Here is a 26161-nt window from a genome sequence, read left to right as displayed (position 1 = left end):
TCAGGCCTCCGTCACGGTGAACCCGAGTTCCCGCAATGCCTGCACCACCGCGGGTGATGCGCCTGCTGCCTTCACCCGTGTCGCCGTGAACTCCCTCCGCACGGGATACTGCGCGCGTAATGCGCGGAACGCCTGCGATCTCTCGTCGGGCGCCAGCAGTTCCGTCAGGCGCAAACGGGCATCATCCTGCTCGATATCGTAACACCGGGTCACCACTCCACGCAGCACCCCGTGCTCGTCCGGCGCACTGTGCACGGAGACCTCGCCATTCCAGGCCGGAGGCACGCCGTGCGGCTCCGGCCATGTGAGCCCGAGTCCGAAGTGCGCCACAAGTGCCTCAAACATCATCCGCGCAGCATTGATCTTTCCATCCAGCGAATAGCCGGCGATGTGCGGGGTACCGAGAAGGACATGGCCGAGCAACCCCACGTCGATCGATGGCTCGCGCTCCCAGACATCCAGAACGGCCCCGCGAAGATGTCCGGAGATGAGCGCCCCACTCAGCGCGTGGCCATCCACAACGGGACCCCGTGCCGTATTGAAGAGCATGCTTCCGCGCTTCATACGTGCGATCCGCGCGGCATCCCAGAGATGCAGCGTGGGGTCGTCGCCGCTCTCCGTCAACGGCACGTGAAGCGAGATGACATCCGCTGTCATCAATTCCTCCAGCGGGCGGTAGCGTGGATCGCCGGTTGCGCGCGCCAGGGGCGGATCATTCACGATGACCTGCATTCCAAGAGCACGGCCAACCCTGGCCACGCGTGAGCCGACATTACCGGCACCGACGATGCCGAGCGTCGCTCCATGCAGGGAGAGCCCGGTCTTCCCCGCTGCGACAAGAAGCGCTGCCGCCATGTACCCGGCCACCGAATCCGCATTGCTGCCGGGGGCGGAGGCGAATCCGATCCCCTGCTCCTGCAGCCACGCCGTATTCACATGGTCGGTACCGATCGTCGCGGTCCCTACGAACCGGACACGCGTCCCTTCCAGAAGGCGCGGCCCGACATGCGTCTCCGAGCGGACGATCACCGCATCGGCTTCCCGGAGATGGTCCGCATCGATCATGGGGGTATGGAGCACGCGCACCTCACATGCCGGAGAGAGCGCTTCCGCGAGGAAGGGATTCTTACTGTCGATGACAACGATCATAACGGGGATCCTGTTCGTATGGCACCAGCACTACTGCGTGCTGCGTGTGTCCGTGGCTCCGGACACCTTCGTGGCTGCCTCGGCGTCCAGCGCATCCACCACGGCATTCGCTTGCTGGGCAGCATTGCTGATATGGAATTGCATCTCGTGATAGGCAGCGTCCTCATCCCGCAGGCGGATCGCCTGCAGGATCCTGCGGTATTCCTCGACCTCTTTCCCCCTGGCTTCGGGCGCGTGCGCATGCACGAGGCCACGGATGCGCGGGATAAGGGCGTACACCGGCTGCATCATCAGCGGGACGACGGGGTTCCGGGTGGCATCCGCGATCATCTGGTGGAACTCCTGGTCCAGGCGGTACTCGGTGACCCGGTCCCCGGGCTCGAGATCCTCCATCATAAGCAGGTGCTTCTCCATCGCCCAGATGTTCGCCGGCGTCCGGTTGGCCGCGGCCCAGCGGCAGACCGTCGGTTCGACCGCCTGCCGCACATTGAATACGTAGAGAATATAGTCCTTGTCGAAGTTCAGGGTGAGATACATGCCGACACCCGCCGTCGCATCGCGCGAAGACAATGCGTTGACAAAGATCCCTGTCCGCTTGCGGATGCTCACCAGCCCTTTTGCGCTCAGCATCCGCAGGGCCTCGCGGACCACCGTCCGGCTGACAGAGAAGGCTTTGCACAGCTCCTGTTCCGTCGGGAGCTTCTGGCCGGCACCGATACCATGCGACAGGATCGAACCTTCGATCGTATCCACGATCTCCTGGCTCAAGGTCGCGGGGCGCTCAATTCGTGTGAAGGGCATCGACATGGTATGCGTGGACTCCTTCGTGGCCTACTACAGCAGGATGATGAACGGCGTGACCTGCCGCCCATAATACCGGGGCGGTGCGGCACACAGGGACATCCCCCGCACACCAGCACCGCCCGGAAACCTTCCACCGATCATTCGCCCCGCTAGGGGGAGGGAGATCAGTGGTTCTTTTGTCCGACGTAGCTGACGATATCCTCCCCGCCGTCCACGCCGATGACGTTGCCGGAGACCCAGGCGCCGCCCATCTGGCACAACAGGACCATCGCCTGAGCGACATCCTCGGGGGTCGTGAGGCGCCCGCCGGGGTTCTTCGCCTGCGCCACTTCCAGCATCTTCACGGCACCGGGGATCTTCCGGAGGGCCGGGGTATCCGTCACGCCGGCCATCATCGCATTCGCGGTGATACCGAGGGGGCCGAGCTCCATGGAGAGCTGGCGGATGTGGGATTCAAGGGCTGCCTTTGCCGCCGACACCGCACCATAGCTCGGGAGCACACTATGCCCGCCGGAGCTGGTCAGGGCGAAGACACGTCCACCCTTCTTCATGAGGTTGCGCATGACGAGTCCCTGCACCCAGTAGACCAGGCTGTTCGCCATGACGTCCACGGTCATTTCCATCTGGGCCTGGGAGATAGTATCTTCCACCTTCTTGCCGATGAACGGTTTCAAGGTGCCGAACGCCAGAGAGTGAAGGAGAACCTTGATCGTGTTCCCCGAATTGGCGGCGAACCGCTCCTGGATCTCGTCCAGCGTCTCATTCCGTTTGATCGCATCAGCCGCATTCATATTGAAGAACACCGCTTCGCGGCCGTAGTGCTTGATCTCCTTGATCACCGCCTGCACCGCCGGCATCGTCGCCTGACGGTCCAGGTGGACACCGAACACGTTCATGCCGTTGCGTGCGAACTCCACCGCCGCCGCCCCGCCGAACCCGCTCGATGCGCCGAGCACCAGCGCCCATTCATTCGGCTTGAAATGCGTTTCCTGCTTCATGCGTTCTCCTTGTGGTTCATCTATTCTACTGTGACACTCTTTGCCAGATTGCGCGGCTGGTCCACGTTGGTCCCGCGCGCGACAGCGATATAGTACGCCAGCAACTGCAGCGGGATGATGTTCAGGATCGGGCCGAAGAATCCGTAGGTGCGTGGCACCCGGATCACGAATTCCGCGAGCTCCTCGATATCCGTATCGTCCTCATTGGCGACCGCGATGATGCGGCCGCGCCGGGCGCGGACCTCCTGAATGTTGCTCACCACCTTATCATAGATCCCATCCTTGGGCACGATGAACACGACGGGCATATTCTCGTCGATCAGCGCGATCGGCCCGTGCTTCATCTCCGCGGCCGGATACCCCTCGGCATGGATGTACGAGATCTCCTTCAGCTTCAGCGCACCCTCCAGGGCGACAGGGAAGTTCGCCCCGCGGCCGAGGTAGAGGAAGTTCTTCGCGTCCTTGAACTCCTCGGCGATCTTCTTGATCTTCTCCGTCTCTTTCAGGATGGTCTCGACCTTGTCCGGCAACGTGGCGAGTTCCCGCGCGAGGATCTGCCCGCGCTCACGCGACATCCCCCGCACGCGCGCGAGAAGGATGGTGATCAGGGCCAGTACCGTCAACTGCGACGTGAAGGCCTTGGTCGAGGCAACGCCGATCTCGGGCCCGGCATGCGCGTACACGCCTCCGTCCGATTCGCGGGCGATGCTGCTGCCGACGACGTTCACGATACCGAGCACCGTGGCACCCTTGGTCTTCGCATCACGGAGTGCCGAGAGCGTATCCGCGGTCTCACCGCTCTGACTGATCAGGAACACCACGTCGTCAATGTTCACGATCGGGTCCCGGTACCGGAACTCCGAAGCATATTCGACTTCCGTGGGGATACGGGCGATCTGCTCGAACATGTACTCGCCCACCAACGCAGCGTGCCACGAGGTTCCGCACGCGGTCAGGATCAACCGGCGGGCGCTCAGCAGCTTGCCGATGATGTTCTGGAGGCCGCCCAGCTTGACGTCCCCCTCTTCCACAAGCAAACGCCCGCGCATGGCGTTGAGGATCGTCGCCGGCTGCTCGTGGATCTCTTTGAGCATGAAGTGATCGTACCCGCCACGTTCGATCTGCGACAGTTCGAGCGTCACCTGGTGGATCGTCTTCTGCACCGTCACATCGTCGATCGTCATGGTCCTGACGCCCGAGGTGGTGATGTCCGCCACCTCCCCGTCATCCAGATACACGACCTTGCGCGTATGCTCGACGATCGCTGAAGCATCGGAGGCAATGAAATTCTCGCCGTCGCCCACCCCGATCAGGAGCGGACTCCCCTTGCGTGCCGCAACGATGCGGCCGGGGTCATTCTTCGCGATCACCACGAGGCCATAGGTACCATCCACTTCCGACAGCGCAAGGCGAACGGCCGTTGGAAGGTCGCGGCACTCCTCGTACATCACACCGACCAGGTGTGCCAGCACTTCGGTGTCCGTCGCGCCAAGGAACGTGTGCCCGTCGCGCAGCAACTTGGTCTTGATCGCCTGATAATTCTCGACGATCCCGTTATGGACCAGCGTGATCTGCTTCTTCTGGTCCCAGTGCGGGTGGGCATTGGTATCACTGGGTTCACCGTGGGTCGCCCACCGGGTATGCCCCATCCCGAGGGTTGCAAAGAGCGTCCCCTCCTCTTCGCCCAACGCGGCGGCCAGATTGGAGACCTTCCCGACCTTCTTCTGGATGAAGAATTCCTTGTCCCGGACCAGCGCGATGCCGGCGGAATCATACCCCCGGTACTCGAGGCGGCGGAGGCCTTCAAGGATGACCGGAACGCAATTCCGGGTGCCAATATAGCCGACAATACCGCACATCTGTCACCCCCTGCGTCGTGGAGAAACCTAAACATATGTATTTCGGTACCGGAAATCAACCAACGCGCCGGAGGCCGATTACCCCCATCATCCTGCCCGATGCTGCACCCTCCCGCCGGTGGGAATGATACAGGTCCGATCCGCAAATGGTACACGCCCTATCCACGATGATCGCCTCATCGCGTACACCGCATCCCATCAACAATTCCCGGTTGGCATTCTTGAGGTCCGCCTTCCGGCCGTCTCCGGCCTCGATAACACAGGAAGCAGGCAAACGGGAGAAGACCTCTTCGCCGACGGTATAGCAGCAGACCCCTGCGGATGGACCGATATAGGCCCTGATCCTGGCCGGCTGTGCTCCCAACTCCCGCACCATCGCCGCCACTCCCGAGGACACGATACCGGCAACCGTGCCCCGCCAGCCGGCATGAACCACGGCAACCGCTTGAGCTTCCGGATCGTACAGAAAGACCGGAACGCAGTCGGCAATGGTGACACACAGATACAGGTCCGCGGTCGCCGTGCAGATCCCATCGGTCGCATCCATGACCCCCGGAGCCTGTACGTGGCGCACCGTGTCGCCGTGCACCTGCCGCTGAAAGACAACCCGGTCCAGGGGCACGCCCGCTGCCCCGAAGAACCGCCGTCGGTTCTCCTCGACGGCGGCGGGATCATCCCCGACGGAGAATGACAGGTTCATCCCGAAGGACCCTCCGCTCACACCGCCGATCCTTGTGCTCAACGCACACACCAATCGATCATCGTCGGCGGCGAGCGCCGGGCGCAGGATCATACGGGCACCTCCCCTGCAGGTATCTCCATCACCACGGTCGTTCCTTTCCCGATCGCGCTCTCGATGGTGATGGTCCCCCCGAGGTCATCGATCGTCTTTTTCACTATCGCAAGGCCCAAACCCATCCCGTCGGTCTTCGTCGAGAATTTTGGCTGGAACAGCTTCGGTTTCACATCATCCGGTATCCCCTGCCCGTGATCGGTGAACGAGACCTGCACGAGTCCGGGCGCAGCACTCACACGCACCTCCATCGTGCCGGTGCCCCCCATCGCCTGGACACCGTTCCGGATGATATTGATGCACGCACGCCGCAATTCCTCGCGGTCGGCCTGGATCGGAGGCAGAGGGGCATCCACCTGCACCTCGAACTGCACCGCAGTATCCTGCCGGAAGAGGGCCACGGCCTCGCGGACGATCTCGCCCGGATCGCATGCGGCCACGATCCGCCGGGGCATGCGTGCGAACGACGCGAACTCGGCCGCGATCCGTCCGAGCGCATCGATCTGAGAGATCGTCGTGCGTGTGACCCGCTCCATGATCTCGGGGAAATCCGGGGCGCCATCCAGATACGTCCTTCGCAGGTGCTGGATCGACAGCTTCATCGGCGTGAGCGGGTTGCGGATCTCGTGGGCGACCTGCCGGGCCATCTCCTTCCACGCCAGTTCCCGCTCCACCTTCACCAGCGAATCCCGGCTCCGCGCGATCTCGCGGGTCATGCTATCGAAGGCATGCACCAACTCCCCGATCTCGCCATCCGCACGGGGGAGGCGGCCGCTGATATCCAGATCCCCCTTCCCCACCTCCCGGGCAAGGGATGTGAGTCGGAGAACCGGCGATGCGAACCGGTGTGCAAGGACCGGTGTGATGATGAGCATGGCGAGGAGCACCACGGCGTACACGCCGAACAACACGGCATGCCGTGCCACGAGGCCACGGTCCATCTCATCCTGCCTGAACACGGTCGGCACCGACACAACACCGATGACGCCACCCGCAGCGTCGATCACCGGACGGTAGCCCACCACATACCGGAACTGCCCGATGTGTTCCGTTTCCACCCAGAACCACTTGCCCCCGAGCACGACTTCCGCATACGCGCTCCCGCTGATCCGTGGATCGAGAAGCCCTGACGTGTAGAGTTCGGGGCGGCTGCTGATCCGGAGTTCATTCCCCACGTACATATTGAAGTCCGTGCCCGTGTTCGACGCGATCAGTTCGACACGGTCGGGCCGTATCTCCAATTCAGAAGAGGCATCCGCGTGCTCCCCGATCCCGGCAATATCCTGCGCGATGCCGGAGGTCTGATCTTCCAGCCGCAATGCGGTGTTCTCTATCATCCGATCGCGCACATCCAGTTGACTGTACACAAGGAGCACGCCGAGCGGCAGGAGGGTCACAAGGAACATCATCCCGAGAAGCCGGTCCCTGAATGTGAGCTGCACCGCTTGTCCGGCAAGCAGTTTCCGGAACATGAGCACCCCGCCCCAGCACGCCAGGAGAAGGACGTAAACGAACACGACCTTCACGAGTCCAACCAGACGCATGATGAGCGGTTGCTCTTCCATACTGAGTCCGACAACGCTCCGGCCTTCGTCACCGCGGACCGCGTAGAAGGTCTCATAGTGGGTCCCGCCGATCGCTTCGCTCCGCCATGTCATGGGCGGAGTCAGCACGGGTAACGTCTCGCGGAGGTCCTGCGGCAAGACATGGGTGAAAGGGAATGCCTTGTTGGTGGACCGGAGGAAGAGCCCGTCACGGTATTCCGTGATGGTGATCGGTCGATAGAACGACTCCAGGGTCTCGCGGGAGAGGCCGCGAAGCACCGCAGGGTTGGCACCGCGGAAGAGCTGCTCTTCCCCGGCGGCCACGGTCACGCGAACATGCACCGGAAAACGTTCCGACCCTGCGCCGACAGGAACGGATCCGGCGTACACGCGCACAGCGCTCACCCCATCGCCGATACTCTTGACCCGGAGCACACCCACTGTATCGAGCGGCACCGACCCTCCAACCTGTTCTGCGACCCCGGTCTGCCCACCGATCGCGAACCTGCTTACGGTATTCCCATCGGGATCGAGCACTTCGAAGATCGAAGAGTACCCTTCGCGGCACGCAGCGCTCTGCGCCCAGGCACGCAGGGCCAGCGCCGGATCGTCTGCACTGCTTGCCGACGTGCCGACCACCGATGTCAGGTGCTGCAGCCCGTCTTCAACGATGAACTTCAACCAGCCGTCCACGGGCCGGATGACCTCCGCAGCGAATGTCTCGATCTTGCTGCGGTCGCGTTCGCGGACATGCAGATCGAGGACCGGCAGGAGCAGCATCACCGAGCACACAAGGAATGCGAGGAAGCGACTCGGACCGGCGAGGGACCACCACCGGCCACCACCCTCGTTGCTCATGCGCAGAACAATCACGACGACCAGGAGCCACCCGGCGAGCATGGGCACGGACATGAGCGGTTCATCCTGCAGCGCGTACAACGCGATCCCTGCCGCACCCAGAAGGGCCGTTCCCGTCCAGCGGACCCAGCGGACAAGGGCATGCACGATCTCGATCGCTACCCCGCTCAGCATCGCCGCAAGCAGGATGCCATTGAGCAGCAGCACCCCCATGACCGGTGGAGGCAGGAGAAGCGCCGGGTCCCCGATGGTCAACGTAGAGTCGTACATCATGCTGCGCACCGCTGCGGCGAACCCGCGTACAAGCAGGAAGATGAGCGCTGCAGACAACACCGAGGCGAAGAGCCGGACCACGAACGGCCTCCGCGCCACAGCATCTCTGTAGTATGCACGCGAGACCGAGGGGATCCCGAGAACGAAGGTGAGCAGGAGCGTTACCACCGTGAACAGCATATCTCCCGGGGATCGTGCGAGCCCTCCGCCGAACATGGAGGCGTACACGATCGGATCGAACAACGCGGTCCCGAGCAGGCGACCGGGTATATCGAGAGACAGCAGGGTGAAGCGCACGGACCAGAGGACCGCCATGATCCCCACCGTTCGGGGTACAGGCGATGCGCGCTCCATCAGCCACCGCACGAGAAGGACGGCCATGCCGACGAGGGCGATCGCGGCCAGGGCGTAGATGAGATCCGTGAAGAGGGCATACCACTGATCGCCGAGCCCCGGCCCCGATGTCGCGGCAACGCGCACGTCACCAACACGAACACTGTCGATGCCAACGAGAGCCATAGCCCGCCACAGAGTGTCCGGCGCACTGATCGTATCGGGCGGAAACACGAATTCCACAGGGACGCCGATGGCATCCGAGACCCGTTCAGCCAGCCCTTCCCGGCCGAGGAACCGGTTGCGGAGCGGCGAGGCGACCTCGATCGTCTGGCGGATGACGATGACGCCGATGATGCGTGCATCATGCCGCACGGGCACCGCGACAAAGAGCTGGGATGAGACCGCATTGCGGGAAACGAAGGAGCACGTCCGGCCGGCAAGCGCGAGTCCGATCTCCCGCCGCCCTTCATCACCGCTCTGTCCGCTCCACCCGGCGAGTTCGCCTTGTGAATCGTACACCTCGACCCCGGTGCCGGACGAGGCCGCGATCCTCCTGACGGCGTCGAAGAGTGGACGCCGGTCCGTGGTCTCGCCGTTCAGGTACATGATGACCGCCGGGACCGCTCCTACCTCGTCGGCCAGTTCGCGGGATGTACGCTGGAGATCGGTGAACGCGTGCGCGGCAGCGTGCAAATGCTCTTGCGACCGCGTCTCCGCCAGTTCGGCCCAGCGCGCAGGCGAAGAGGAGCCCTCATACGTCCGGAAGGCCCAGGCACCGAGGGACAGGAGTGCGAAAAGAGCAACGAACGCGACCTCACGCCTGCGGCGGGTGGAAAGCGGCGATGACACCCCGGGAACACTGCCAGCGAGCATGGGATCCTAGTACATGTTCAGGTGAGTGATCACCCAGCGGTCGCCCGACAGGTGCAGCGCGACATAGATCTGAAGGTCCTCACGCATTCCGCGCGTGATGAATGATGCAGCACCTGTCGCGTACGGGGCCCCATCGGTCTCGCCGTAGGTCGTGAAGGCGACCGAGGATGGCTTGCGTGCTTTGAGAAACGCCGACAGGATGTAGTAGGCCTGGGTGGAAGAATGATAGCCGCCTTCCGAACCACGGAGCTGCATGTAGACGCGGGAGTCCAGGTACGCTGCCACCGGCTCAACATTGCCTGCGGCCAACCCCTGCTCCACGGCGGAAAAGACCTCGCGCGAACCGGCTGCCACGGACTCCTTGCCACGGGATGGCAGGAGGGATCTACGCAATTGGGAGGGTGTTCCTTGCGGCAGAGCCCCGGCGCCCTCGGCCTGTCCGGCCGGAGGGACTCCGGGACTCCACACATCCAACAGCAGTATGTACAGCATGATCGAGAACACGTTCCGGCCTTCCTGAAGCGATGCAAAAAAGTACACCATGCCGGACTGAAAGTCAACCGCATTACTTGCGGTGACGTTCTCCTGCCGGGGACTTCTTCAGGAGCCGGTTGGACGGCACGAGCTGATATGCCCAGTCGAACACCAGCCGCCCTGAAGAAACAGACGACACACGGAACTTGGCATAGTGGTCGTCCCACGTCCATACCACGTAGGTATGCCCGGTCACAAGCGGAACTTCATGGATGGAGGACCATCCGCTCAGGGGGGCCTGGCTGATATCGAGGATCGACGAGGTTGCCCCCAGATCCTGAATGTCCGTGTCATCGTCCACCCGCATGGCGGGGCCGGAGGTTCCGGTCACAAAGTACATATCAGCATACTGGTCGTCGATGGGAACGACGCTGTACTTCGAGAAGTCGTACCCGGCCTGCCCCGACGCGACGCCCGAGTTATACAACAGCACATCATACCCTTCGGGCCGGGGGATGTCGTAGGCGACGTCATTGCTCAGTTCGCTCTCGTTCCCGTCATAATCATATGCAGAGACCGCGTAGTAGTACAGAACGCCATTCCTCGCCTCATCGTCCATGTAATAGGCACCATGCACCGTGCCGACGTATTCGTAGCGCCCGCCATAGGTATTGCTCACATACACATTGTACCCCGCAACCTCGGGGTCACGGTCCTCGTGCCAGTACAACTCGATGAAATTGTCACCGGTCGCGGTGCGCAAACCCGTCGGCGCTTCTGGCGGGTCATTGTCCGGGTGATGAAGCAGATCGTGGCACCCGGGCGCAACGATGGCGATGAGGAGGATGGAGAGGATCGAAAGGATGGTTTTCATAGGTGCCTCACGTTGATATGGTTCGGTAACACCATCATCAAACGCAAAGCATGTGCCATGCAGACGAACGCCGGAACAGGCCTTCACAAGCCTGATTCCGGCGTTTCTTAACAACCTCTGTAGCGGAAACCGTTCAGGCGTCCACTAATCAGGACGGTGTCACCCAGCTCGCCTGACCGTTATTCAGGACGCCAACCGGCCGGCCGGTGAGCTTGAAACCACCGAACGGGCTGTTGCGGGATTGTGACCGGAACGCCTGCGGGTGAACGACCCAATCGGCCGCCGGGTCGAAGATGGTGAGGTTCGCCATGGCCCCCGCCTCGATGCGGATCTCGGGGAGATGGAGGATGCGCCGCGGATTCACGGAGAACTTCTCTACGAGCTGGGTCAACGTCACGACGTTCTTCTTCAGCAATTCCGTGACAGCGAGCCCGATCGCGGTTTCGAGTCCGACGATGCCAAAGGGCGCGACCTGAAACTCGACTTCCTTTTCATCGAAGGAATGTGGGGCATGGTCGGTGGCGATCGCATCGATCGTCCCATCGCGCAGCCCTTCCTTGATCGCCTCGATATCCTCGTGCGTACGCAACGGCGGGTTCATCTTGGTATTGGTGTCATACCCCCGCAGCGCCTCATCCGTCAGGGTGAAATGGTGGGGCGCAACCTCACAGGTCACCGGCAGGCCCTTCGCCTTGGCAGCGCGTACCGCTGCCACCGCCTCTGCGGTGCTGACGTGCGCGACGTGATACTGCCCGCCTGTGTATTCGGCCAGACGGATATCGCGCACGACCATCAGTTCCTCGGCGAGGCGCGGTATCACCGGCAACCCGAGCTGGGTGGACACGAACCCCTCATTGGCCACGCCGCCCTTGCTCAGGGCAGGGTCTTCCGCGTGCTGGATCACCGGCTTCGCATACATCGCGCTGTATTCCAGCGCCCGGCGCATCAGCTCGCTGTCGAACACCGGTGACCCGTCGTCCGAGAAGGCCACCGCACCGGCGGTCGCCAGTTCCGCCAGGGGTGCCAGGTGCTCCCCCTTCCGCCCCATGGTCACGGCGCCGATCGGATACACATCCACCAGGCCATTCAGCGCTTCCTTCGCCTTGCTCTGGATGAACCGGATCACGGATTCATCGTCGATCGGAGGATTCGTGTTGGGCATGCAGCAGACAGCGGTGAAGCCGCCCGCGGCCGCGGACGCACAGCCGCTGGCGATGGTCTCTTTGTACTCGAATCCCGGTTCCCGGAAGTGCACATGCATGTCCAGGAATCCGGGCGCCACGATCTTCCCGCGCAGTTCGATCGCCTGCGCGTTCGGTGCGGAAAGCCCCTTGCCGATCCTGTCGATGCGGCCGTCCACGATCAGCAGATCGGTTTCTTCATCGCGGCCGGTCACCGGGTCCACCACACGGCCGTTCTTCAATAGGAGTTGCATGGTCATTGCCTCGTCAGTGGGTGGAGTTCAATTCTTTGCAGACAGCAGGTAGAGCACCGCCATGCGGATGGCGACGCCGTTGAGCACCTGCTGCAGGATCACCGAGTGCTCGCTGTCCGCCACATCCGCCGAGATCTCCACGTCACGGTTGATGGGGCCCGGGTGCAGGATCGTGATCGCGCGGCCCGCCTTCTCCAGCCGTTTGCGGGTGATGCCGTAGAAGTTGTGATACTCGCGCAGCGAAGGGAAGAGACGGCTGGCGTCCCGTTCCAGCTGGATGCGGAGCACATTCACGGCATCGACCGAGGGGAGGACATCGTCGATATGGTGATACACTTCAACCCCGAGTTTCTCCACGTCGCGCGGGATCATCGTCGCGGGGCCGCACACCGACACCCGTGCGCCCATGGTCTTCAGGCCGAAGATGTTCGAGCGCGCCACGCGGCTGTGGGAGATGTCGCCCACGATGCACACATGCAGGTCCTGCAGGCGGGAGAGCTTCTCCCGGATGGTGTACATATCCAGCAGCGCCTGCGTGGGGTGCTCGTGTGAACCGTCCCCGGCGTTGATGACGTTGGCTTCGATGATACGCGAAAGATATTCGGTGGCACCGGCGGCGGCGTGGCGCATCACCACCATGTCCACCTTCATTGCTTCGATGTTCCGCGCGGTATCCTTCAGCGTCTCTCCCTTGCTCACGCTGCTCCCCGATGCAGCGAAACCGAGGACATCGGCGGAGAGCCGTCGCTCGGCAAGTTCGAACGACAGGCGCGTCCGCGTGGAGTTCTCAAAGAACATATTGGCGACGGTCTTGCCCTGCAACGGGGGGACCTTCTTGATAGGCCGGTCAAGGACCTCGCGGAAGCTGACGGCGGTATCCAGGATGAGCTGGATATCCTCGCGCCGCATCCCGTCAAGACCCAGGAGGTGTCTGCTCTGCAACGGCATGGTCGTATTCCTTGTCTGGTCGGATCAGTCTTCTTCGGGATGCATCAGGAGTACCGCATCTTCACCGTCGCTCTCCTTCACATGGACACGGATCGATTCGGGGGCGGCGGTCGGGATGTTCTTGCCGACGTAGTCGGCGCGGATCGGGAGCTGCCGGTGACCGCGGTCCACAAGGACGGCGAGTTGGATCGTGCGTGGCCGCCCGATGTCGATCAGGGCACCCAGTGCCGCGCGGATGGTGCGGCCGGAGAAGAGCACATCGTCGATGAGGATCACATCCTTACCGTTCAGGTCGAAGAGGATGTCGGTCCCTTTGAGTTGCGGCTGCTCGAGTTTGCCATGCAGGTCGTCCCGGTAGAGGGTGATGTCCAACGACCCGATGGCGAGGGTGGTCTTCTCGACCGATTCGATGATCCGTGCGATGCGGCGTGCGATGAATTCGCCGCGGGTACGGATGCCGACGATGACGATATTGCCGGCACCCTTGTTCTTTTCCAGGATCTCGTGTGCCAGGCGGGTGATCGTCCGCTCGAACCCGTCGCCGTCGATGATCAGCGCTTTGAGGCGTCTCATGATAGCCTTTCGGTGTGAGGGAACAGGATGGATGAAGGATGGTCAAAAACGAAAGATCCTCCGCACGCCGTAGCGAACGGAGGATACACGATGGGGGTGGTGCAACGATGCATTGCCGGGTCCCTTCCCTGCCTCTCGGGCAGGATTTAAAGGGGTGGGCGATATAGGACTTGAACCTATGACCTCACGGATGTGAACCGTGCGCTCTGACCAACTGAGCTAATCGCCCTTTGAATTGTACCAATATACGCATTTCTCAGCGTCAACGCAAGTCGCGGGGCGACGAACGGTTCCTACTTCTGCCGCTTCAATATATAATAGTAGTCCTTGCCGTACGACGCTACGACCACCAGCTCCCAGCCTTCCGACCCGAGGGTATTGAGTTGCTGGATCGTCATGTTCGCACCGTCACGGTACTCCCAGGCCGCCACTTTCGGTGATGAACGCCCCTGTTGTGCATCAGCCTTCCAACCGATCGCGAACGCCAGAAGCACGCATACCAGAACCACGAGCGCTGTACGATACTGCCGCATGTGACCCTCCATTGTCATGTGCTTTCCATCTATCCTTCACTCCGGTCCAACCGGAGTATCTGCTGTACGTTCCTGTACAGCATCTCGGGCGTATAGCCGTCCTCGTCCTCCATGGTGTATTGCACGAAGAACTCACGGCAGATATCGATCCCCGGCCGCCCTGTGTTGGCGGGCTTTTCCCCTTCCTTGATGCAATACAGTGCCGCCGACTTGATGCCGCGCGTCCAGATCCGCTTCCCTCCGGCATCCTTCTTCTCGAGCCCCTCCAGTGGTATCGCGCGCTGCATCAATCGCGGCTGAAGTTCCCGATAGTGGACCTGCAGATAGTTCATGCCGCCGATGATCAGCCGCTGATGCGCCATGTCCGCGGTCACCTGCCGCAGCAGGCGCTGCTTCTCCACCACCTCCTCCGCGGTCAGTTGGTCGTTCCGCTTGGCATAGCGGACGCGCAACATGTGCTCACCGCGCGTCGCGATCTCGCCCTCAAGCGGCATCGCGAACTGGTTCTCTTCGATCTCCTTCTTCCGGTCTTCGAGGTCCGCCAACGCGGCGTTCGCCTCGTCCTTGATGTCCGTGACCGTGCATGTCACCACCTGGTCTTCACGTCTGCACACCAACGTGACCCTGCCGCCTTCCGGGCGTGTCACATGGATGACATTCAGCTCATCAAGAATGCTGATGAACTGCTGTTCGGTCATTGTTATCCCGGGTGTACGCTGTCGGGCTTCTACCATCCGCTCCCTTTCTTGCAGGCCATCACATACTCCTCCCCCACTCCACCGGAGAATGACCTGCAACTACCGTACCACGGGAAACCGCTTCCAATGCGCGGTCTTGACATGGGAAGCAAACCCCCGAGCGCTGATCGGGTACAATATTAGCCACCTGTCCCATCTTCGCGCTCCGCGGCGAAGTACTCCTGGATCCTGTCCGCCGTTTTGCGCCCGACCAGCTCCTCGAGCTGCTCCCGCGAAGCGAAGCGCACCCCCTGCACGGACCCGAATGCCTCCAGGAGCTCTTTGGCCCGCTTCTTCCCTACGCCTTCGATCAGGTCCAGTTCCGTCTGAAGCGTGCGCTTCTCCCGGAGCGACCGGTGGAATGTTATGGCGAACCTGTGTGCTTCGTCCCGGATCTGCTGCAGCAGCCGCAACCCACCCGATGCCTTCGGGATCAATTCGGGGTCGCTCCTCCCGGGAAGGAAGACCTCCTCCAGCTGCTTCGCCAATCCGATCACCGGCTGGGAGGTCAACCCAAGCGCATTCAGGACCTCCACGGCACTCGACAATTGCCCCTTGCCGCCATCCACCATCAGGAGGTCGGGCATGGCCGCCTGTTCCTCCAGCAACCGCTTGAACCGTCGTTCCACCACTTCCCGCATGCTCGCGAAATCGTTGGGGCCATCGACGCTACGGATCTTGAACTTCCGGTATTCGCTCTTCTTCGGCTTGCCATCGACGAATACGACCAGCGAAGCCACCGAGTCCGTCCCCTGCGTATTGGATATATCGAAACATTCGATCCGGCGCGGTGGAACCTCCAGCCGGAGGTCTCGTTGGAGCGCGAGGATACCATGCGGGATCGTGTCGGCCCGCTTCAGGCGTTGCACCTTCAGCTCATCCAGGAGGAACTGCGCATTCGTCCGCGTCAGCGCCACCAACTTCGCCTCTTCACCCTCACTCGGCACGCGTACGGCGACCGGGCTGCCGCGACGCCGGGTGAGCCATTCTTCCACCGCCGGGGTCTCGTCCGGCGCTGCCGAGACGAGCACTTCCTGCGGGACCTCCTGTGCCTCGAGATAGTGCTGTTGTACCATCGTCGCAAGGATCTCCGCCGGCGGTTTCCCCTCGACGGAGTTCATATAGTAATGCTGCCGGCCGATCATCTTCCCGTCGCGCACTTTGAAGATCACGCCGCAGGCGTCGTCGTTCTCCGCCGCGTACGCCATGATGTCCCGGTCACAGGCATCAAGGTCCACTGCCTTCTGCCGCTCGGCGTATGCCTCCAGGCCGCGGATACGGTCCCGGACCAATGCGGCCTCTTCGAACTTTCTCTGCGACGCAAGCTTCTCCATCTCCTCGCGCAGCATCCCGGCCAGGGTCTCGGTCTTCCCCTTCAACAACACGGCCGCCTGGTCGATCATCGCATTGTAACGCTCCGCCGATACCACACCCTCGCACGGACCTTCACACTTCTTGATGTGGTAATCCAGGCACAGTTTCACCTTCTTCTTCGCGATGACGTCCGCATCCAGCCGGAAATTGCAGCTCCGCACCATGAACAGGTCACGGATGACCTTCAGTGCCGCCCGGACGTTCTTGACGTCCGTGTACGGGCCGAAGTAGCGCGAACCGTCGCGCCGGATATTCCGGGTGATGAAGATGCGGGGGTACGGCTCATTGGTGATGACGATGTACGGATAACTCTTGTCATCCTTCAGTACGACGTTGTACCGCGGACGGAGCTTCTTGATGAGGTTGGATTCGAGGATCAGCGCTTCGACCTCGGAATCGGTCACGATGATCTCGATGTCGGTGGCCCTCGAGAGCATCTGCTCGATCCGCGGGTCCATTGCCCGCGACTGCTGGAAATATTGCCGGACGCGGTTGCGGAGGTTCTTCGCTTTGCCGACGTACAGGACCTTGCCCGTCGGATCCTTGTGCTGGTACACGCCGGGACCCGTCGGCAGCGATTCCAGCTTCTCTGCCAGCGAGACCTCTTCTGCCGTGATCCGGATCGTCAGCGTCGGCTGGTCCATCCCCGGTCCTGATGCTCCTGTGGTCACCGTCGCGCCCGCCTACCGGATCAGAAGCATGGGACGCGAATGGCGGCGTTCGCCGACCTGCAGCGTGTACAGGTACACACCACTCGCCAACTGCGAGGCATCGAACGACACGCGTTGTTCACCAATGGTGCCATGCCCGGAATACAGCACGGCGACCTCACGCCCGAGCACGTCGTGCACCACAAGCCGTACACGCGCTCCCGCGGCATCGCCGGCGGAGAACCGGATGACCGTCGTACCATTGAAAGGATTCGGGTAATTCTGCTCGAGCATCATGTGCTCCGGCACCCGCATCACTTCCTCGACCGCCGTCGCGGTGTACGTCACCTGCTTGAGTACCCGATCCTGCGGATCGAGCTCGATGCTGTCGGCGGCGAACCCGGGCCGGAATGCATAGGTCGCCGACCGGGCATCATTCCACACCGTGACGGTCGTATCATGCCCGCCTCCCCGGATGCGGAGCTGCAGCCACATCGGAAACACCGGCCATGAAGCGCTCTGCAATTGGCTGACCGTAACCTTGAGCGTATCGCCGGCCCAACCGCGCCGCACATTGTAGATCGGCCATCCCGTACCATGAACCCATGCATCGAAGAACCATGCCGTGGAGGAACCGGCAACGGAGTCGACCACCGCCTGGAACTGCGCGGTGGTTGCATTGCTGCCTGCATACCGTGCACGATACGCGCGAAGCGTGCGGAAGAACACGGAATCGCCAACCGCCCCACGCAGCGTGTGCAGGATCCACGCCCCCTTGCTATACACCACGTCATCAAACAGATTGAACCCTGCCCTCCGGGTCGTACACCGCACCCTGCCATGACCCATAGTAGAAATGCTGGAGCGAGTTCATCATGTAGGAACGGAGTCCGTCCGGACCGCCCTTGAGTTCATGCCAGAGGGCCTCGCTGTACGTGGCAAAGCTTTCGTTCAGCCAGATGTCGGCCCACGTCGCGCATGTCACCAGATCGCCCCACCATTGGTGAGCAAGTTCATGGACCACCACCCTTTCATCGGTTTTCAGATACCTGTTCATGGTGGTGATCGACTGATGCTCCATACCGCCGTAGCTGAAGGGTACGACACACACCATCCCGTACTTGTCGAATGGATACGGGCCAAAAATCTCCGACAGCCCGGCCGTCATTTCGTGCACCACAGGGAGATATGCGGCGGTCTCGACCGAATCGGGTGCCCAGACATAGTACTGCAGGGGGATCGTGTCCCCTGCCGCGCGGACGAACGGCATCGACGATACCGTGAATCGGGAGGCCGTGATCGCCATCAGGTACGGAGCGATCAGATGGTCCTCGCGCCAGTGCCAGCGGATGAATCCGGCAACCGGGTGATCCGTACCGAGCAGCTTCCCGTTCGACACTGCCACGTATCCATCCGGCACGGTCACGCGGATGTCCGCCGTTGCCTTGTCGGTGGGGTCATCGTGACAGGGCATCCAGAAGCGGGCGTCCGACGGTTCCGACATCGTGTAGCCGAGGTGCGCGGGGATGCCGAGAGAATCCCGGAAGTAGTAGTACCCCCACCGACCTCCGGGCCGCTTCACGCCGGCAAGGCGGCGGTACCCGATGCTGACGGCAAGCGTTTCACCGCTCATGAAGTGCACACCGGAGGGTGCGATGAGCGCGATCGCCTCCGCAAATGAATCGGTCGCGACCGAACACGCCACTCCATTGACGCGTGCCGAGTCGATCTGCAACCGGGCGGCGTGGAGCACGACCCTGTCCGTCATGCCCCCGGCGATGTTCTTCAAAACGACACGGAGGGAGGCATTCCCACCCATCAATTCTTCGGTCATCGCCAGCGTGAGGTTCAGTTCATAGTGGATCACATCCACCGCGTCAATATCCCATGCCACACCCGCAAGAGAGACGACCGACGGCGCAAGCCGTTGTTTGCTGAAGCCCCCGGGCTCCTGTGCACACACCGGCACGGTGGTCAGCCATGACCCGGCTGCGAGGAACCACAGAGCGGCGACGCCCATGCGGGGCATCAACCACCGGTCACCGGTCTTTCCGAACGCGCGCATAGATCCCTTTCCCGTTGGCAACAAGTAATCCCGCCATGACCATCGCCGCTCCCGAAAAGACGGTTGCCGGCAGCCGTTCCCCGAGGGCAACGGCACCGAGCAGGACGGCAACGATCGGATTGATGAAACTCGACAGCGACACATAGACCGCATCGATCTTCTTCAGGAGCCAGTAGTAGGCAACGAATGTCACCACCGAGCCCACGATGGTCAGATACGCCAGGGAGATCACGGCCCGGGTCGTCCAGACCACCGTCCGGTCTCCCTCCACCGCCACGCTGAGCAGCAGCACCATGATCCCGCCCATGGCCATACCCACGAAATTCATGGAAAGGGGGCTCACCGGTTCACCGTGCTTCTTGATGAGGACAAGGGCCAGCGCCTGAAGGACGACGCTGACGAGCACCGCCGACATTCCGAGGAGGGCGCGCGTATCCGCGATGGAGGACTCTGAATAATAGATGATGACCACACCGGCAAAGCCGAGCGCGATCGCCACACCCTTGCTGACGGTCATCGGTTCATCGCGGAGCATCAGGTGCGACAGGACCGCCACACAGAACGGGAATGCGCCGAACAGAATGCTGCTCAGGCCCGTCGGGATGTACTGCTGCCCCCAGTAAATGAGGGCGAACGGGATCCCGATCGTGAGCACGCCCAGGGAGAGATACACCTTCCATGCGCTCGGCGTCAGCGGAATAGCGAGGCCACGGACACGCACGATGCCATACAGTATCACCGAGGCCACAACGCAACGGACGCCCGCAGAGAGGAACGGCGGAATGGTCTCGAGGCCGATGCGGATGGCCAGCCACGTGGTGCCCCACACAGTGGAGATGATCGCGAAAGCGACCCAGATCATAACGCGTTCAGAATTCTTCATAGAAGAAATATACCGATTTCTTCAAAAAGAAGGGATGCGCCTTGACCTTCTGGAAGAAATTTCACTGGTTGACATAGTAACCGGAGAAGAGCGATGAAACGTGGTCTTTTCGCTGTGGGGGCGAGCACAGTTCTTATAACGGCACTGGCATGCGGGCAGGGTGGCTACTATCAGAGCCGCACGATGGTCCTCGAGCCGCGGACGGTCTGGGCTCCTGTCACCAATATGCCCGTGGGTGTGAACCGGGAGGACGTCAAGGCGATCGGTATGGGCCGCGCACAGGTGGCAGTGGGAACGACGTTCACCGCCCTCTCGTACAATCCTGCCCTGCTGGCACGAAAGCGCTTTGCGCTGGAAGTCCCGAGCGTTCAGGCAAGTCTTCCCACCGAGACCTACGACGCGCTGTTCTTCATGAAGGACCACATGGCGGAGTTCAAGGACGCACTCTTCCTGAAGGACGTGAAGCGCGGCGTGGATGAATACAAGGCCGCAACGACCAACGGTGCGCGCCTTGCCGCGCTCGGCAAGATCCAGGGAAGCCTCCGCTTCCCGCGGGAACTGCTGGAGACCGTCATCGGCCCGAGCAGCAGTCCGAAGACCCATGGCGTTCTCGTCATCCCCTCGGTCACCGCACAGGTCGGGAACTGGGGCTTCTCGATCTATGGCAACCTGCAATCCGGCTTCCAGGTCCTTCAGAGCTCCACCCTGGAACAACTGGCCGACGTGCAACTGCCATCGACACTGGACGATATCGTTGCCATCACGCGCGGCATCGCCGCCCTCTCCACCGTCCTGGATGCCGTACTCACCCCTGAAGGAGAGATCATCGTCGATGAAGCCATGCCGAAAGCCTTCGCGGTGTCCTACATGGACATCGTCGGGACCGCCGGATACGGCATGCAGGTGAACGCGGACCTGAGTGTGGGCGCTTCGCTGAAGATCGTGAACCGCCGCTTCTCCACGAAGCGCGTGGCATCGGACACGTTCGACGACCTGTTGGGCGAGGTCCGGAAAGATTTTACGGAGAACATCACCGGCCTCACGATGGACCTGGGAGCCCTGTACCGCCTCCCGCGGACCGGCACGGAGCTCGGCATCTCGATACAGAACATCCTCCCTATCCGTGCGATCCGGTCATCCATGAATGCAACGTACACGGCGTCCGGGACCGACTACGACCGCGATGGCCTCGGGCGCTTCATCCTGAATGCTGCGGGAGATACCGCGCTGGTGGGATATGAGCAGCGGGTGACTGTCGATGCGCCGTTCGAACTCCAGATGCCGATCATCGTGAGCATCGGCGCGCATCACGCCATCACCCCCGACTGGAATGTCGCACTGGATGTGCATGATGTGGCGAAGCAGGATCAGCGGTACGACAACTATCTGGACAGGGTTCGTGTCGGGACGGAATACCGGGTGCATGCGATAGCGGACTGGCTGGGGATCGCAGGCCGGCTGGGGATGGCAGATCGCCAGTGGACGCTGGGGTTGGGCGTGAACCTCGGACGCGTGTTGCAGATCGACGGCGCCTATGCCCACGACAGCTACGTGCAGGCAAGGTCGTACTTTTTACAGGCAAGGCTGGGGTGGTAACACAGGCTTCTACTCCCCGTACCCCAGCCGCTTCAGCCACGACGCATCTTCCCGCCACTTCTCCCGCACCTTCACCTTCAGGTCCAGGAAGACGGAATGCCCGATGAAGTTCTCGATGTCGCGGCGCGCCTGGCCCCCGATCTCCTTCAGCTTCGCCCCTTTCTTGCCGATGAGGATCCCCTTCTGTGAATCCCGTTCGACGTAGATCTCCGCGGCGATGAACCACTTCCCGTACTCGCGCTCCTTGAAGTCGATCACCTCCACCGTGGTGGCGTAGGGGATCTCCTCGTGGCATCCGAGGAACACCTTCTCGCGGATGATCTCCGATGCGAAGAACCGCTCACTGTGCTCGCTGATGATGTCCGGCGGGTACAGCGGGGGATGCTGCGGGAGGAGCGGACGCACGGCGCGCAAGATGTCGTGGGTCGCCTCGCCCGTCAACGCCGACACCGGGAAGATCTCCCGGAAGGGGAATGCCTTCGCATAGAAATCGATGATCGGCAGCAGCAGCTGCTTCTGGATCGCGTCGACCTTGTTGATGACGAGGAGGACCGGCCTGGCGAGGTCGCGCAGTTTCTGGAATGCCTCCGCGTGGGCCAGGTCTTCCCCGGTCTTCGGATCGAGTGCGTCCACCATGAACAACAGGACGTCCGCATCCGCGATCGCACGGGTGGCGAACTGCATCATGGCCTGCTGCAACAGATACTTGGGCTTGATGATCCCCGGCGTATCGAGGAACACGATCTGGGAGGCATCATCGGTGAGGATACCGAGGATCCGGTGCCGTGTGGTCTGCGGCTTGCTGCTGACGATGGAGATCTTCTGATTGAGGAACCGGTTCATCAGGGTCGACTTCCCGACGTTCGGTTCGCCCACGATCGTCACATATCCTGCACGGAACGGACGGTCGCCCTGCGGCGCGGCATCGTTCCCCTCCACCACACCCCCGTCCATGCTGTTCTCATCCATCACAGTGCGGCCTCGCCGGATTCTCCGGTGCGGACCCGGACCGCATCCTCAACATTGATGATGAAGATCTTGCCGTCACCCACCTGCCCGGTCTTCGCGGTGCGCACGATCGTGTCCACGACCTGCGCCTCGAGATGGTCCGGCACCACGACCTCGAGCTTGATCTTCGGAAGAAAATCGATCTGGTATTCCGACCCGCGGTAGAGCTCCGTATGGCCTTTCTGACGGCCGTACCCCTTCACTTCGGTCAGGGTCATACCCTTCACGCCGATCTCGGCCAGGGCCTCACGGACGTCGTCGATACGGAACGGCCGGACGATCGCTTCGATCTTCTTCATGCGGATGCATCCTTTACATTGTCGGTGTTGGTGATCATCGACCGTGGCACTGCTTGTATTTCTTTCCGCTGCCGCAGGGACAGGGGTCATTGCGGCCCGTCTTGTCGCCGACCTGGATCGGCTGCGGCTTTCCGGCGCGCGATGCGGGGTCGGCCTGCGGAGCCATCTCGCCTCCCTGCCCGCTTTCCTGGTGCGCCCGGAATCCCATCCCATCCGCGGAATCATGCGCGGTGTGGATCTGCTGCGGGCGCTGTGGCCCACGCAACGGCAACTGCTGCTGGTTCGCCGGGAAGAGCCGGAAGACCGACGTCACCGTCTCGGCATTCACCTGTTCGATCAGTTCCATGAACATCCGGAAGGCTTCGGTCTTGTACTCCACGAGCGGGTCCTTCTGCCCGTAGGCACGCAAATGGATCCCTTCCTTCAGGTCATCCATCTCCCGGAGATGATCCTTCCACTTCTCATCGATCACCTGCAGCACCACCATCTTTTCGATCTGCGCCATCATCTCGGGACCGAGCTTCTCCTCCTTGCGGTGGTAGAACTCCGTCGCCGCTTTGATGATCTCCCCGCGCACGCCGTCCGGCCCGATCTCCTGCCAGCGTTGCGGCGCGATCGGCAATTCCACGAGCAGCGTCGTCCGGAGGTCGTCCGTGAGGCCCTCGACTTCGCCGTTCGCATAATACTTGTCGACAAGGCGCTGGGCGTAATCGTCGACGAGGTCGAGGATGTCGTCCTTGATGCGGTCCGCGACCAGCGCTTTGCGGCGCCGGGTATAGATCACCTCGCGCTGCTGGTTCATGACGTTGTCGTATTCCAGCAGGCGCTTGCGGATGCCGAAGTTGTTCTCTTCCACCTTCTTCTGCGCACGTTCCACCGACCTGGTGATCATGCGGTGCTGGATCACCTCGCCCTCTTTCAGCCCCATCCGCTCCATGATCCCGGCGATGCGGTCGCTGCCGAACAGGCGCATCAGGTCGTCTTCCAGCGAGAGGAAGAACTGCGAGGAACCGGGGTCGCCCTGACGGCCGGACCGGCCACGGAGCTGACGGTCGATGCGTCGTGCCTCATGCCGCTCGGTACCGATGATATGCAATCCGCCGGCATCACGGACACCCGGGCCGAGCTTGATATCGGTACCGCGGCCGGCCATGTTCGTGGCGATGGTGACCATGCCCGGCAACCCGGCGTGGGCCACGATCTCCGCTTCCCGCTGGTGGTGCTTGGCATTCAGGACGTTATGCGACATCCCTTTCCGCTTGAGCATGCGGCTGATGGTCTCCGACACATCAACGCTCGTCGTGCCCACCAGCACAGGCCGGTTCAGCGCCCGCATCTTCTCGATCTCCTCGATGAGGGCATTGTACTTCTCGCGCTTCGTCTTGTAGACGAAGTCGTCCATATCGGCACGCACCATCGGACGGTTGGTCGGGACGACCACCACATCCAGCTTATAGATGTCGAAGAATTCGCCGGCTTCGGTCTCCGCGGTGCCGGTCATGCCCGCAAGCTTCTTGTACAGGCGGAAGTAATTCTGCAGGGTGATCGTCGCAAGCGTCTGCATGTCGCGTTCGACCTTCACCCCCTCCTTCGCCTCGATCGCCTGATGGAGCCCATCCGAATACCGGCGGCCCGGCAGGAGGCGTCCCGTGAATTCATCGACGATCTGGACCTTGCCGTCATCACTGACGACGTACTCGTCATCCTTCTCATAGAGCGAGTATGCCCGCAGGAGCTGGGTCACGGTATGGATCCGGTCGCTCCGCTCCGCGTACAGCAGGTTCAATTCATCCTTCTTCTGGCGCACGTCATCAGGCGTGAGCGCAGTGTCCGTCTCCAGCATGCTGAACTCCGTCCCGAGGTCAGGCAGCACGAAGAAATCCTTGTCACCGACGATCGGGGTCAGGTACTCCCGGCCCTTCTCGGTCATGTTGATCTGATGGTTCTTCTCGTCGATGGCGTAAAACAGTTCGTCATCGATCTCGTGCATCCGGCGCGATTGGTCGCGGAGGTATTCGGTCTCCGTCTGCTGGACCAGCTTCTTCGAGGAGGGCTCACCGAGGACCTTCAGCACACGCGGATGCTTCGGCAGTCCGCGGGAAGCGCGCAGCAACAGGACACCGGCCTCTTCCTCCTTGCCATCGGCCAGGAGTTTTTCGGCCTCCGCAACGATCCTGGAGATGTAGGTCTTTTGCGCGTTGACGATCCGCTCCACCGACGGCTTCATCTCATTGAACTTATGGTCCTCGCTCTTGGTCGGGCCGCTGATGATGAGCGGTGTCCGGGCCTCGTCGATGAGGACGGAGTCGACCTCATCCACGATCGCATAGTAGTGCTCGCGCTGCACGAGGTCGATCTTGTCGACCACCATATTGTCGCGCAGATAGTCGAACCCGAACTCGTTGTTGGTGCCGTAGGTGATATCGCAGCCGTACTCGCGCCGGCGCTGCGCGCTGTCCATCGTGTTCTGGATGCAACCAACGGTCAGGCCCAGGAACTCATACAGCTGCCCCATCCACACGCTGTCGCGCTTGGCAAGGTAGTCGTTCACGGTCACTAGATGCACACCGCGCCCGGCCAGGGCATTCAGGTAGACCGGCATGGTGGCGACGAGGGTCTTGCCTTCGCCGGTGGCCATTTCCGCGATACGGCCTTCGTGAAGCACCATGCCACCGACGAGCTGCACGTCGAACGGGACCATGTCCCAGATGGCCGGACTCCCCATCAGATCGAACTTCCACTGGCGGTCCTTGAGCTTCTGGCAGGCCTGTTTCACCACGGCGAACGCTTCGGGGATCAGCTCATCGAGGATGTCCGAGGTGACATCGTCACGCTCTTTCTCCAGCTCCCCGATCTCATCCAGGGTCCGCTCGCGCTCCGCCCCGTCTTCGATCTCGATAAGGGAAGTCCGCTTCTCCGCGATCTTCTCTTCGAGTTCCCGGACCCCCTCATGGATCCGGGCCCGGAATTCATCGGTCTTTCCGCGCAATTGTTCGTCGGACAGCTCCGCCAGGGCCGGCAACAGGGCAGTGATCTCGTCGACCACCGGCGTGAGGCGTTTCACGTCCTTTTCATGCTTGCTGCCGAAGAGTTTCTTGAAGAAATCCAGCATCGTCGTCACCACAGTTATGATTGCAGAAGAGTAATATAACGACATTCGTACTACCAAGCAATCTGTTGCATTTCGGCCAAAAGTTGATGAATTTGAGGTTTCATAGCCTTTTC

General features: G+C 61.8%; 21 protein-coding genes and 1 tRNA gene. 1 reads left to right on the top strand and 21 read right to left on the bottom strand.

Annotated elements, in window-relative coordinates; all coding sequences use genetic code 11:
• From IPI01_05170 to IPI01_05085, 18 genes are all read right to left on the bottom strand, one after another.
• Entirely contained in the window at positions 1–1149 is a 1149-nt protein-coding gene (locus tag IPI01_05170; GenBank protein MBK7257187.1) for a 4-phosphoerythronate dehydrogenase, read from the bottom strand.
• Between the two features lie 30 nt (positions 1150–1179).
• Positions 1180–1956, bottom strand: coding sequence for a FadR family transcriptional regulator (locus tag IPI01_05165; protein ID MBK7257186.1), 777 nt, complete (start codon positions 1954–1956; stop codon positions 1180–1182).
• Between the two features lie 161 nt (positions 1957–2117).
• On the bottom strand, positions 2118–2951 hold the full coding sequence (locus IPI01_05160) for an SDR family oxidoreductase (protein MBK7257185.1): 834 nt from the start codon (positions 2949–2951) through the stop codon (positions 2118–2120).
• A gap of 20 nt (positions 2952–2971) precedes the next feature.
• Positions 2972–4810, bottom strand: coding sequence for a glutamine--fructose-6-phosphate transaminase (isomerizing) (gene glmS, locus IPI01_05155; protein MBK7257184.1), 1839 nt, complete (start codon positions 4808–4810; stop codon positions 2972–2974).
• Positions 4811–4865: 55 nt separating this feature from the next.
• The gene (gene pgeF, locus IPI01_05150) at positions 4866–5603 is read right to left on the bottom strand and encodes a peptidoglycan editing factor PgeF (protein MBK7257183.1); all 738 of its coding nucleotides are present in this window, start codon (positions 5601–5603) and stop codon (positions 4866–4868) included.
• Positions 5600–9487: a HAMP domain-containing protein gene (locus IPI01_05145; protein MBK7257182.1), complete on the bottom strand. Its 3888-nt coding sequence runs from the start codon at positions 9485–9487 to the stop codon at positions 5600–5602. Before IPI01_05145 ends, pgeF begins: the two co-directional genes overlap by 4 nt.
• A gap of 6 nt (positions 9488–9493) precedes the next feature.
• Positions 9494–9991 (bottom strand): DUF4783 domain-containing protein, encoded by a 498-nt coding sequence (locus IPI01_05140; GenBank protein ID MBK7257181.1) that lies wholly within the window; start codon positions 9989–9991, stop codon positions 9494–9496.
• Positions 9992–10052: 61 nt separating this feature from the next.
• Positions 10053–10835, bottom strand: a complete 783-nt coding sequence (locus IPI01_05135; GenBank protein ID MBK7257180.1) for a hypothetical protein — start codon at positions 10833–10835, stop codon at positions 10053–10055.
• A 148-nt stretch (positions 10836–10983) separates the two neighbouring features.
• Positions 10984–12270, bottom strand: coding sequence for a dihydroorotase (locus IPI01_05130; protein ID MBK7257179.1), 1287 nt, complete (start codon positions 12268–12270; stop codon positions 10984–10986).
• A gap of 27 nt (positions 12271–12297) precedes the next feature.
• Complete coding sequence (locus IPI01_05125; protein MBK7257178.1) at positions 12298–13218, bottom strand: aspartate carbamoyltransferase catalytic subunit; 921 nt, start codon at positions 13216–13218, stop codon at positions 12298–12300.
• 24 nt (positions 13219–13242) lie between these two features.
• Positions 13243–13791, bottom strand: a complete 549-nt coding sequence (gene pyrR, locus IPI01_05120; GenBank protein ID MBK7257177.1) for a bifunctional pyr operon transcriptional regulator/uracil phosphoribosyltransferase PyrR — start codon at positions 13789–13791, stop codon at positions 13243–13245.
• A 155-nt stretch (positions 13792–13946) separates the two neighbouring features.
• Positions 13947–14020: transfer RNA gene (locus IPI01_05115), tRNA-Val, on the bottom strand.
• Between the two features lie 64 nt (positions 14021–14084).
• Positions 14085–14324: a hypothetical protein gene (locus IPI01_05110; GenBank protein MBK7257176.1), complete on the bottom strand. Its 240-nt coding sequence runs from the start codon at positions 14322–14324 to the stop codon at positions 14085–14087.
• A gap of 29 nt (positions 14325–14353) precedes the next feature.
• Positions 14354–15022 carry a hypothetical protein gene (locus IPI01_05105; protein ID MBK7257175.1) on the bottom strand — a complete coding sequence of 223 codons (669 nt, stop codon included), beginning with the start codon at positions 15020–15022 and terminating at the stop codon, positions 14354–14356.
• A 179-nt stretch (positions 15023–15201) separates the two neighbouring features.
• On the bottom strand, positions 15202–17079 hold the full coding sequence (locus IPI01_05100; GenBank protein ID MBK7257174.1) for an excinuclease ABC subunit C: 1878 nt from the start codon (positions 17077–17079) through the stop codon (positions 15202–15204).
• Between the two features lie 39 nt (positions 17080–17118).
• Positions 17119–17874 (bottom strand): T9SS type A sorting domain-containing protein, encoded by a 756-nt coding sequence (locus IPI01_05095; GenBank protein ID MBK7257173.1) that lies wholly within the window; start codon positions 17872–17874, stop codon positions 17119–17121.
• Between the two features lie 4 nt (positions 17875–17878).
• Positions 17879–19150: a M1 family metallopeptidase gene (locus IPI01_05090; GenBank protein ID MBK7257172.1), complete on the bottom strand. Its 1272-nt coding sequence runs from the start codon at positions 19148–19150 to the stop codon at positions 17879–17881.
• A complete protein-coding gene (locus IPI01_05085; protein ID MBK7257171.1) occupies positions 19125–20012 on the bottom strand; it encodes an EamA family transporter in 888 nt (295 codons plus the stop codon). The genes IPI01_05090 and IPI01_05085 overlap by 26 nt, the downstream gene beginning before the upstream one ends.
• A 114-nt stretch (positions 20013–20126) precedes the next feature.
• Here IPI01_05085 and traF point away from each other — a divergent pair, with 114 nt between their 5' ends.
• Positions 20127–21629: a conjugal transfer protein TraF gene (gene traF / locus IPI01_05080; protein ID MBK7257170.1), complete on the top strand. Its 1503-nt coding sequence runs from the start codon at positions 20127–20129 to the stop codon at positions 21627–21629.
• A gap of 9 nt (positions 21630–21638) precedes the next feature.
• Here the strand turns inward: traF and era are convergent, their stop codons facing one another.
• Genes era through secA form a run of 3 tightly spaced genes read right to left on the bottom strand, consistent with a single transcriptional unit; the run spans position 21639 to position 26048 of the window.
• A complete protein-coding gene (gene era, locus IPI01_05075) occupies positions 21639–22583 on the bottom strand; it encodes a GTPase Era (protein ID MBK7257169.1) in 945 nt (314 codons plus the stop codon).
• A 14-nt stretch (positions 22584–22597) separates the two neighbouring features.
• Entirely contained in the window at positions 22598–22936 is a 339-nt protein-coding gene (locus IPI01_05070; GenBank protein MBK7257168.1) for a P-II family nitrogen regulator, read from the bottom strand.
• A gap of 34 nt (positions 22937–22970) precedes the next feature.
• Complete coding sequence (gene secA, locus IPI01_05065; GenBank protein MBK7257167.1) at positions 22971–26048, bottom strand: preprotein translocase subunit SecA; 3078 nt, start codon at positions 26046–26048, stop codon at positions 22971–22973.
• Positions 26049–26161 lie beyond the last annotated feature (113 nt).

The organism is Ignavibacteriota bacterium (assembly GCA_016707525.1).
GTDB lineage: Bacteria > Bacteroidota > Ignavibacteria > UBA10030 > UBA6906 > JAGDMK01.
The sequence above is the reverse complement of the archived record's forward strand: the minus strand, read 5'-3'. Positions and strand labels throughout refer to the sequence as shown.

Bases quoted from the DNA above. Each gene is read 5' to 3' on its own strand.
- pgeF (MBK7257183.1), bottom strand. From the start codon at position 5,603: ATGATCCTGCGCCCGGCGCTCGCCGCCGACGATGATCGATTGGTGTGT.
- IPI01_05070 (MBK7257168.1), bottom strand. From the start codon at position 22,936: ATGAAGAAGATCGAAGCGATCGTCCGGCCGTTCCGTATCGACGACGTC.
- IPI01_05125 (MBK7257178.1), bottom strand. From the start codon at position 13,218: ATGCCGTTGCAGAGCAGACACCTCCTGGGTCTTGACGGGATGCGGCGC.
- IPI01_05145 (MBK7257182.1), bottom strand. From the start codon at position 9,487: ATGCTCGCTGGCAGTGTTCCCGGGGTGTCATCGCCGCTTTCCACCCGC.
- IPI01_05085 (MBK7257171.1), bottom strand. From the start codon at position 20,012: ATGATCTGGGTCGCTTTCGCGATCATCTCCACTGTGTGGGGCACCACG.
- glmS (MBK7257184.1), bottom strand. From the start codon at position 4,810: ATGTGCGGTATTGTCGGCTATATTGGCACCCGGAATTGCGTTCCGGTC.
- IPI01_05170 (MBK7257187.1), bottom strand. From the start codon at position 1,149: ATGATCGTTGTCATCGACAGTAAGAATCCCTTCCTCGCGGAAGCGCTC.
- era (MBK7257169.1), bottom strand. From the start codon at position 22,583: ATGGACGGGGGTGTGGTGGAGGGGAACGATGCCGCGCCGCAGGGCGAC.
- pyrR (MBK7257177.1), bottom strand. From the start codon at position 13,791: ATGAGACGCCTCAAAGCGCTGATCATCGACGGCGACGGGTTCGAGCGG.
- IPI01_05165 (MBK7257186.1), bottom strand. From the start codon at position 1,956: ATGTCGATGCCCTTCACACGAATTGAGCGCCCCGCGACCTTGAGCCAG.
- traF (MBK7257170.1), top strand. From the start codon at position 20,127: ATGAAACGTGGTCTTTTCGCTGTGGGGGCGAGCACAGTTCTTATAACG.
- IPI01_05105 (MBK7257175.1), bottom strand. From the start codon at position 15,022: ATGACCGAACAGCAGTTCATCAGCATTCTTGATGAGCTGAATGTCATC.
- IPI01_05160 (MBK7257185.1), bottom strand. From the start codon at position 2,951: ATGAAGCAGGAAACGCATTTCAAGCCGAATGAATGGGCGCTGGTGCTC.
- IPI01_05110 (MBK7257176.1), bottom strand. From the start codon at position 14,324: ATGCGGCAGTATCGTACAGCGCTCGTGGTTCTGGTATGCGTGCTTCTG.
- IPI01_05090 (MBK7257172.1), bottom strand. From the start codon at position 19,150: ATGCGCGCGTTCGGAAAGACCGGTGACCGGTGGTTGATGCCCCGCATG.
- secA (MBK7257167.1), bottom strand. From the start codon at position 26,048: ATGCTGGATTTCTTCAAGAAACTCTTCGGCAGCAAGCATGAAAAGGAC.
- IPI01_05130 (MBK7257179.1), bottom strand. From the start codon at position 12,270: ATGCAACTCCTATTGAAGAACGGCCGTGTGGTGGACCCGGTGACCGGC.
- IPI01_05100 (MBK7257174.1), bottom strand. From the start codon at position 17,079: ATGGACCAGCCGACGCTGACGATCCGGATCACGGCAGAAGAGGTCTCG.
- IPI01_05135 (MBK7257180.1), bottom strand. From the start codon at position 10,835: ATGAAAACCATCCTTTCGATCCTCTCCATCCTCCTCATCGCCATCGTT.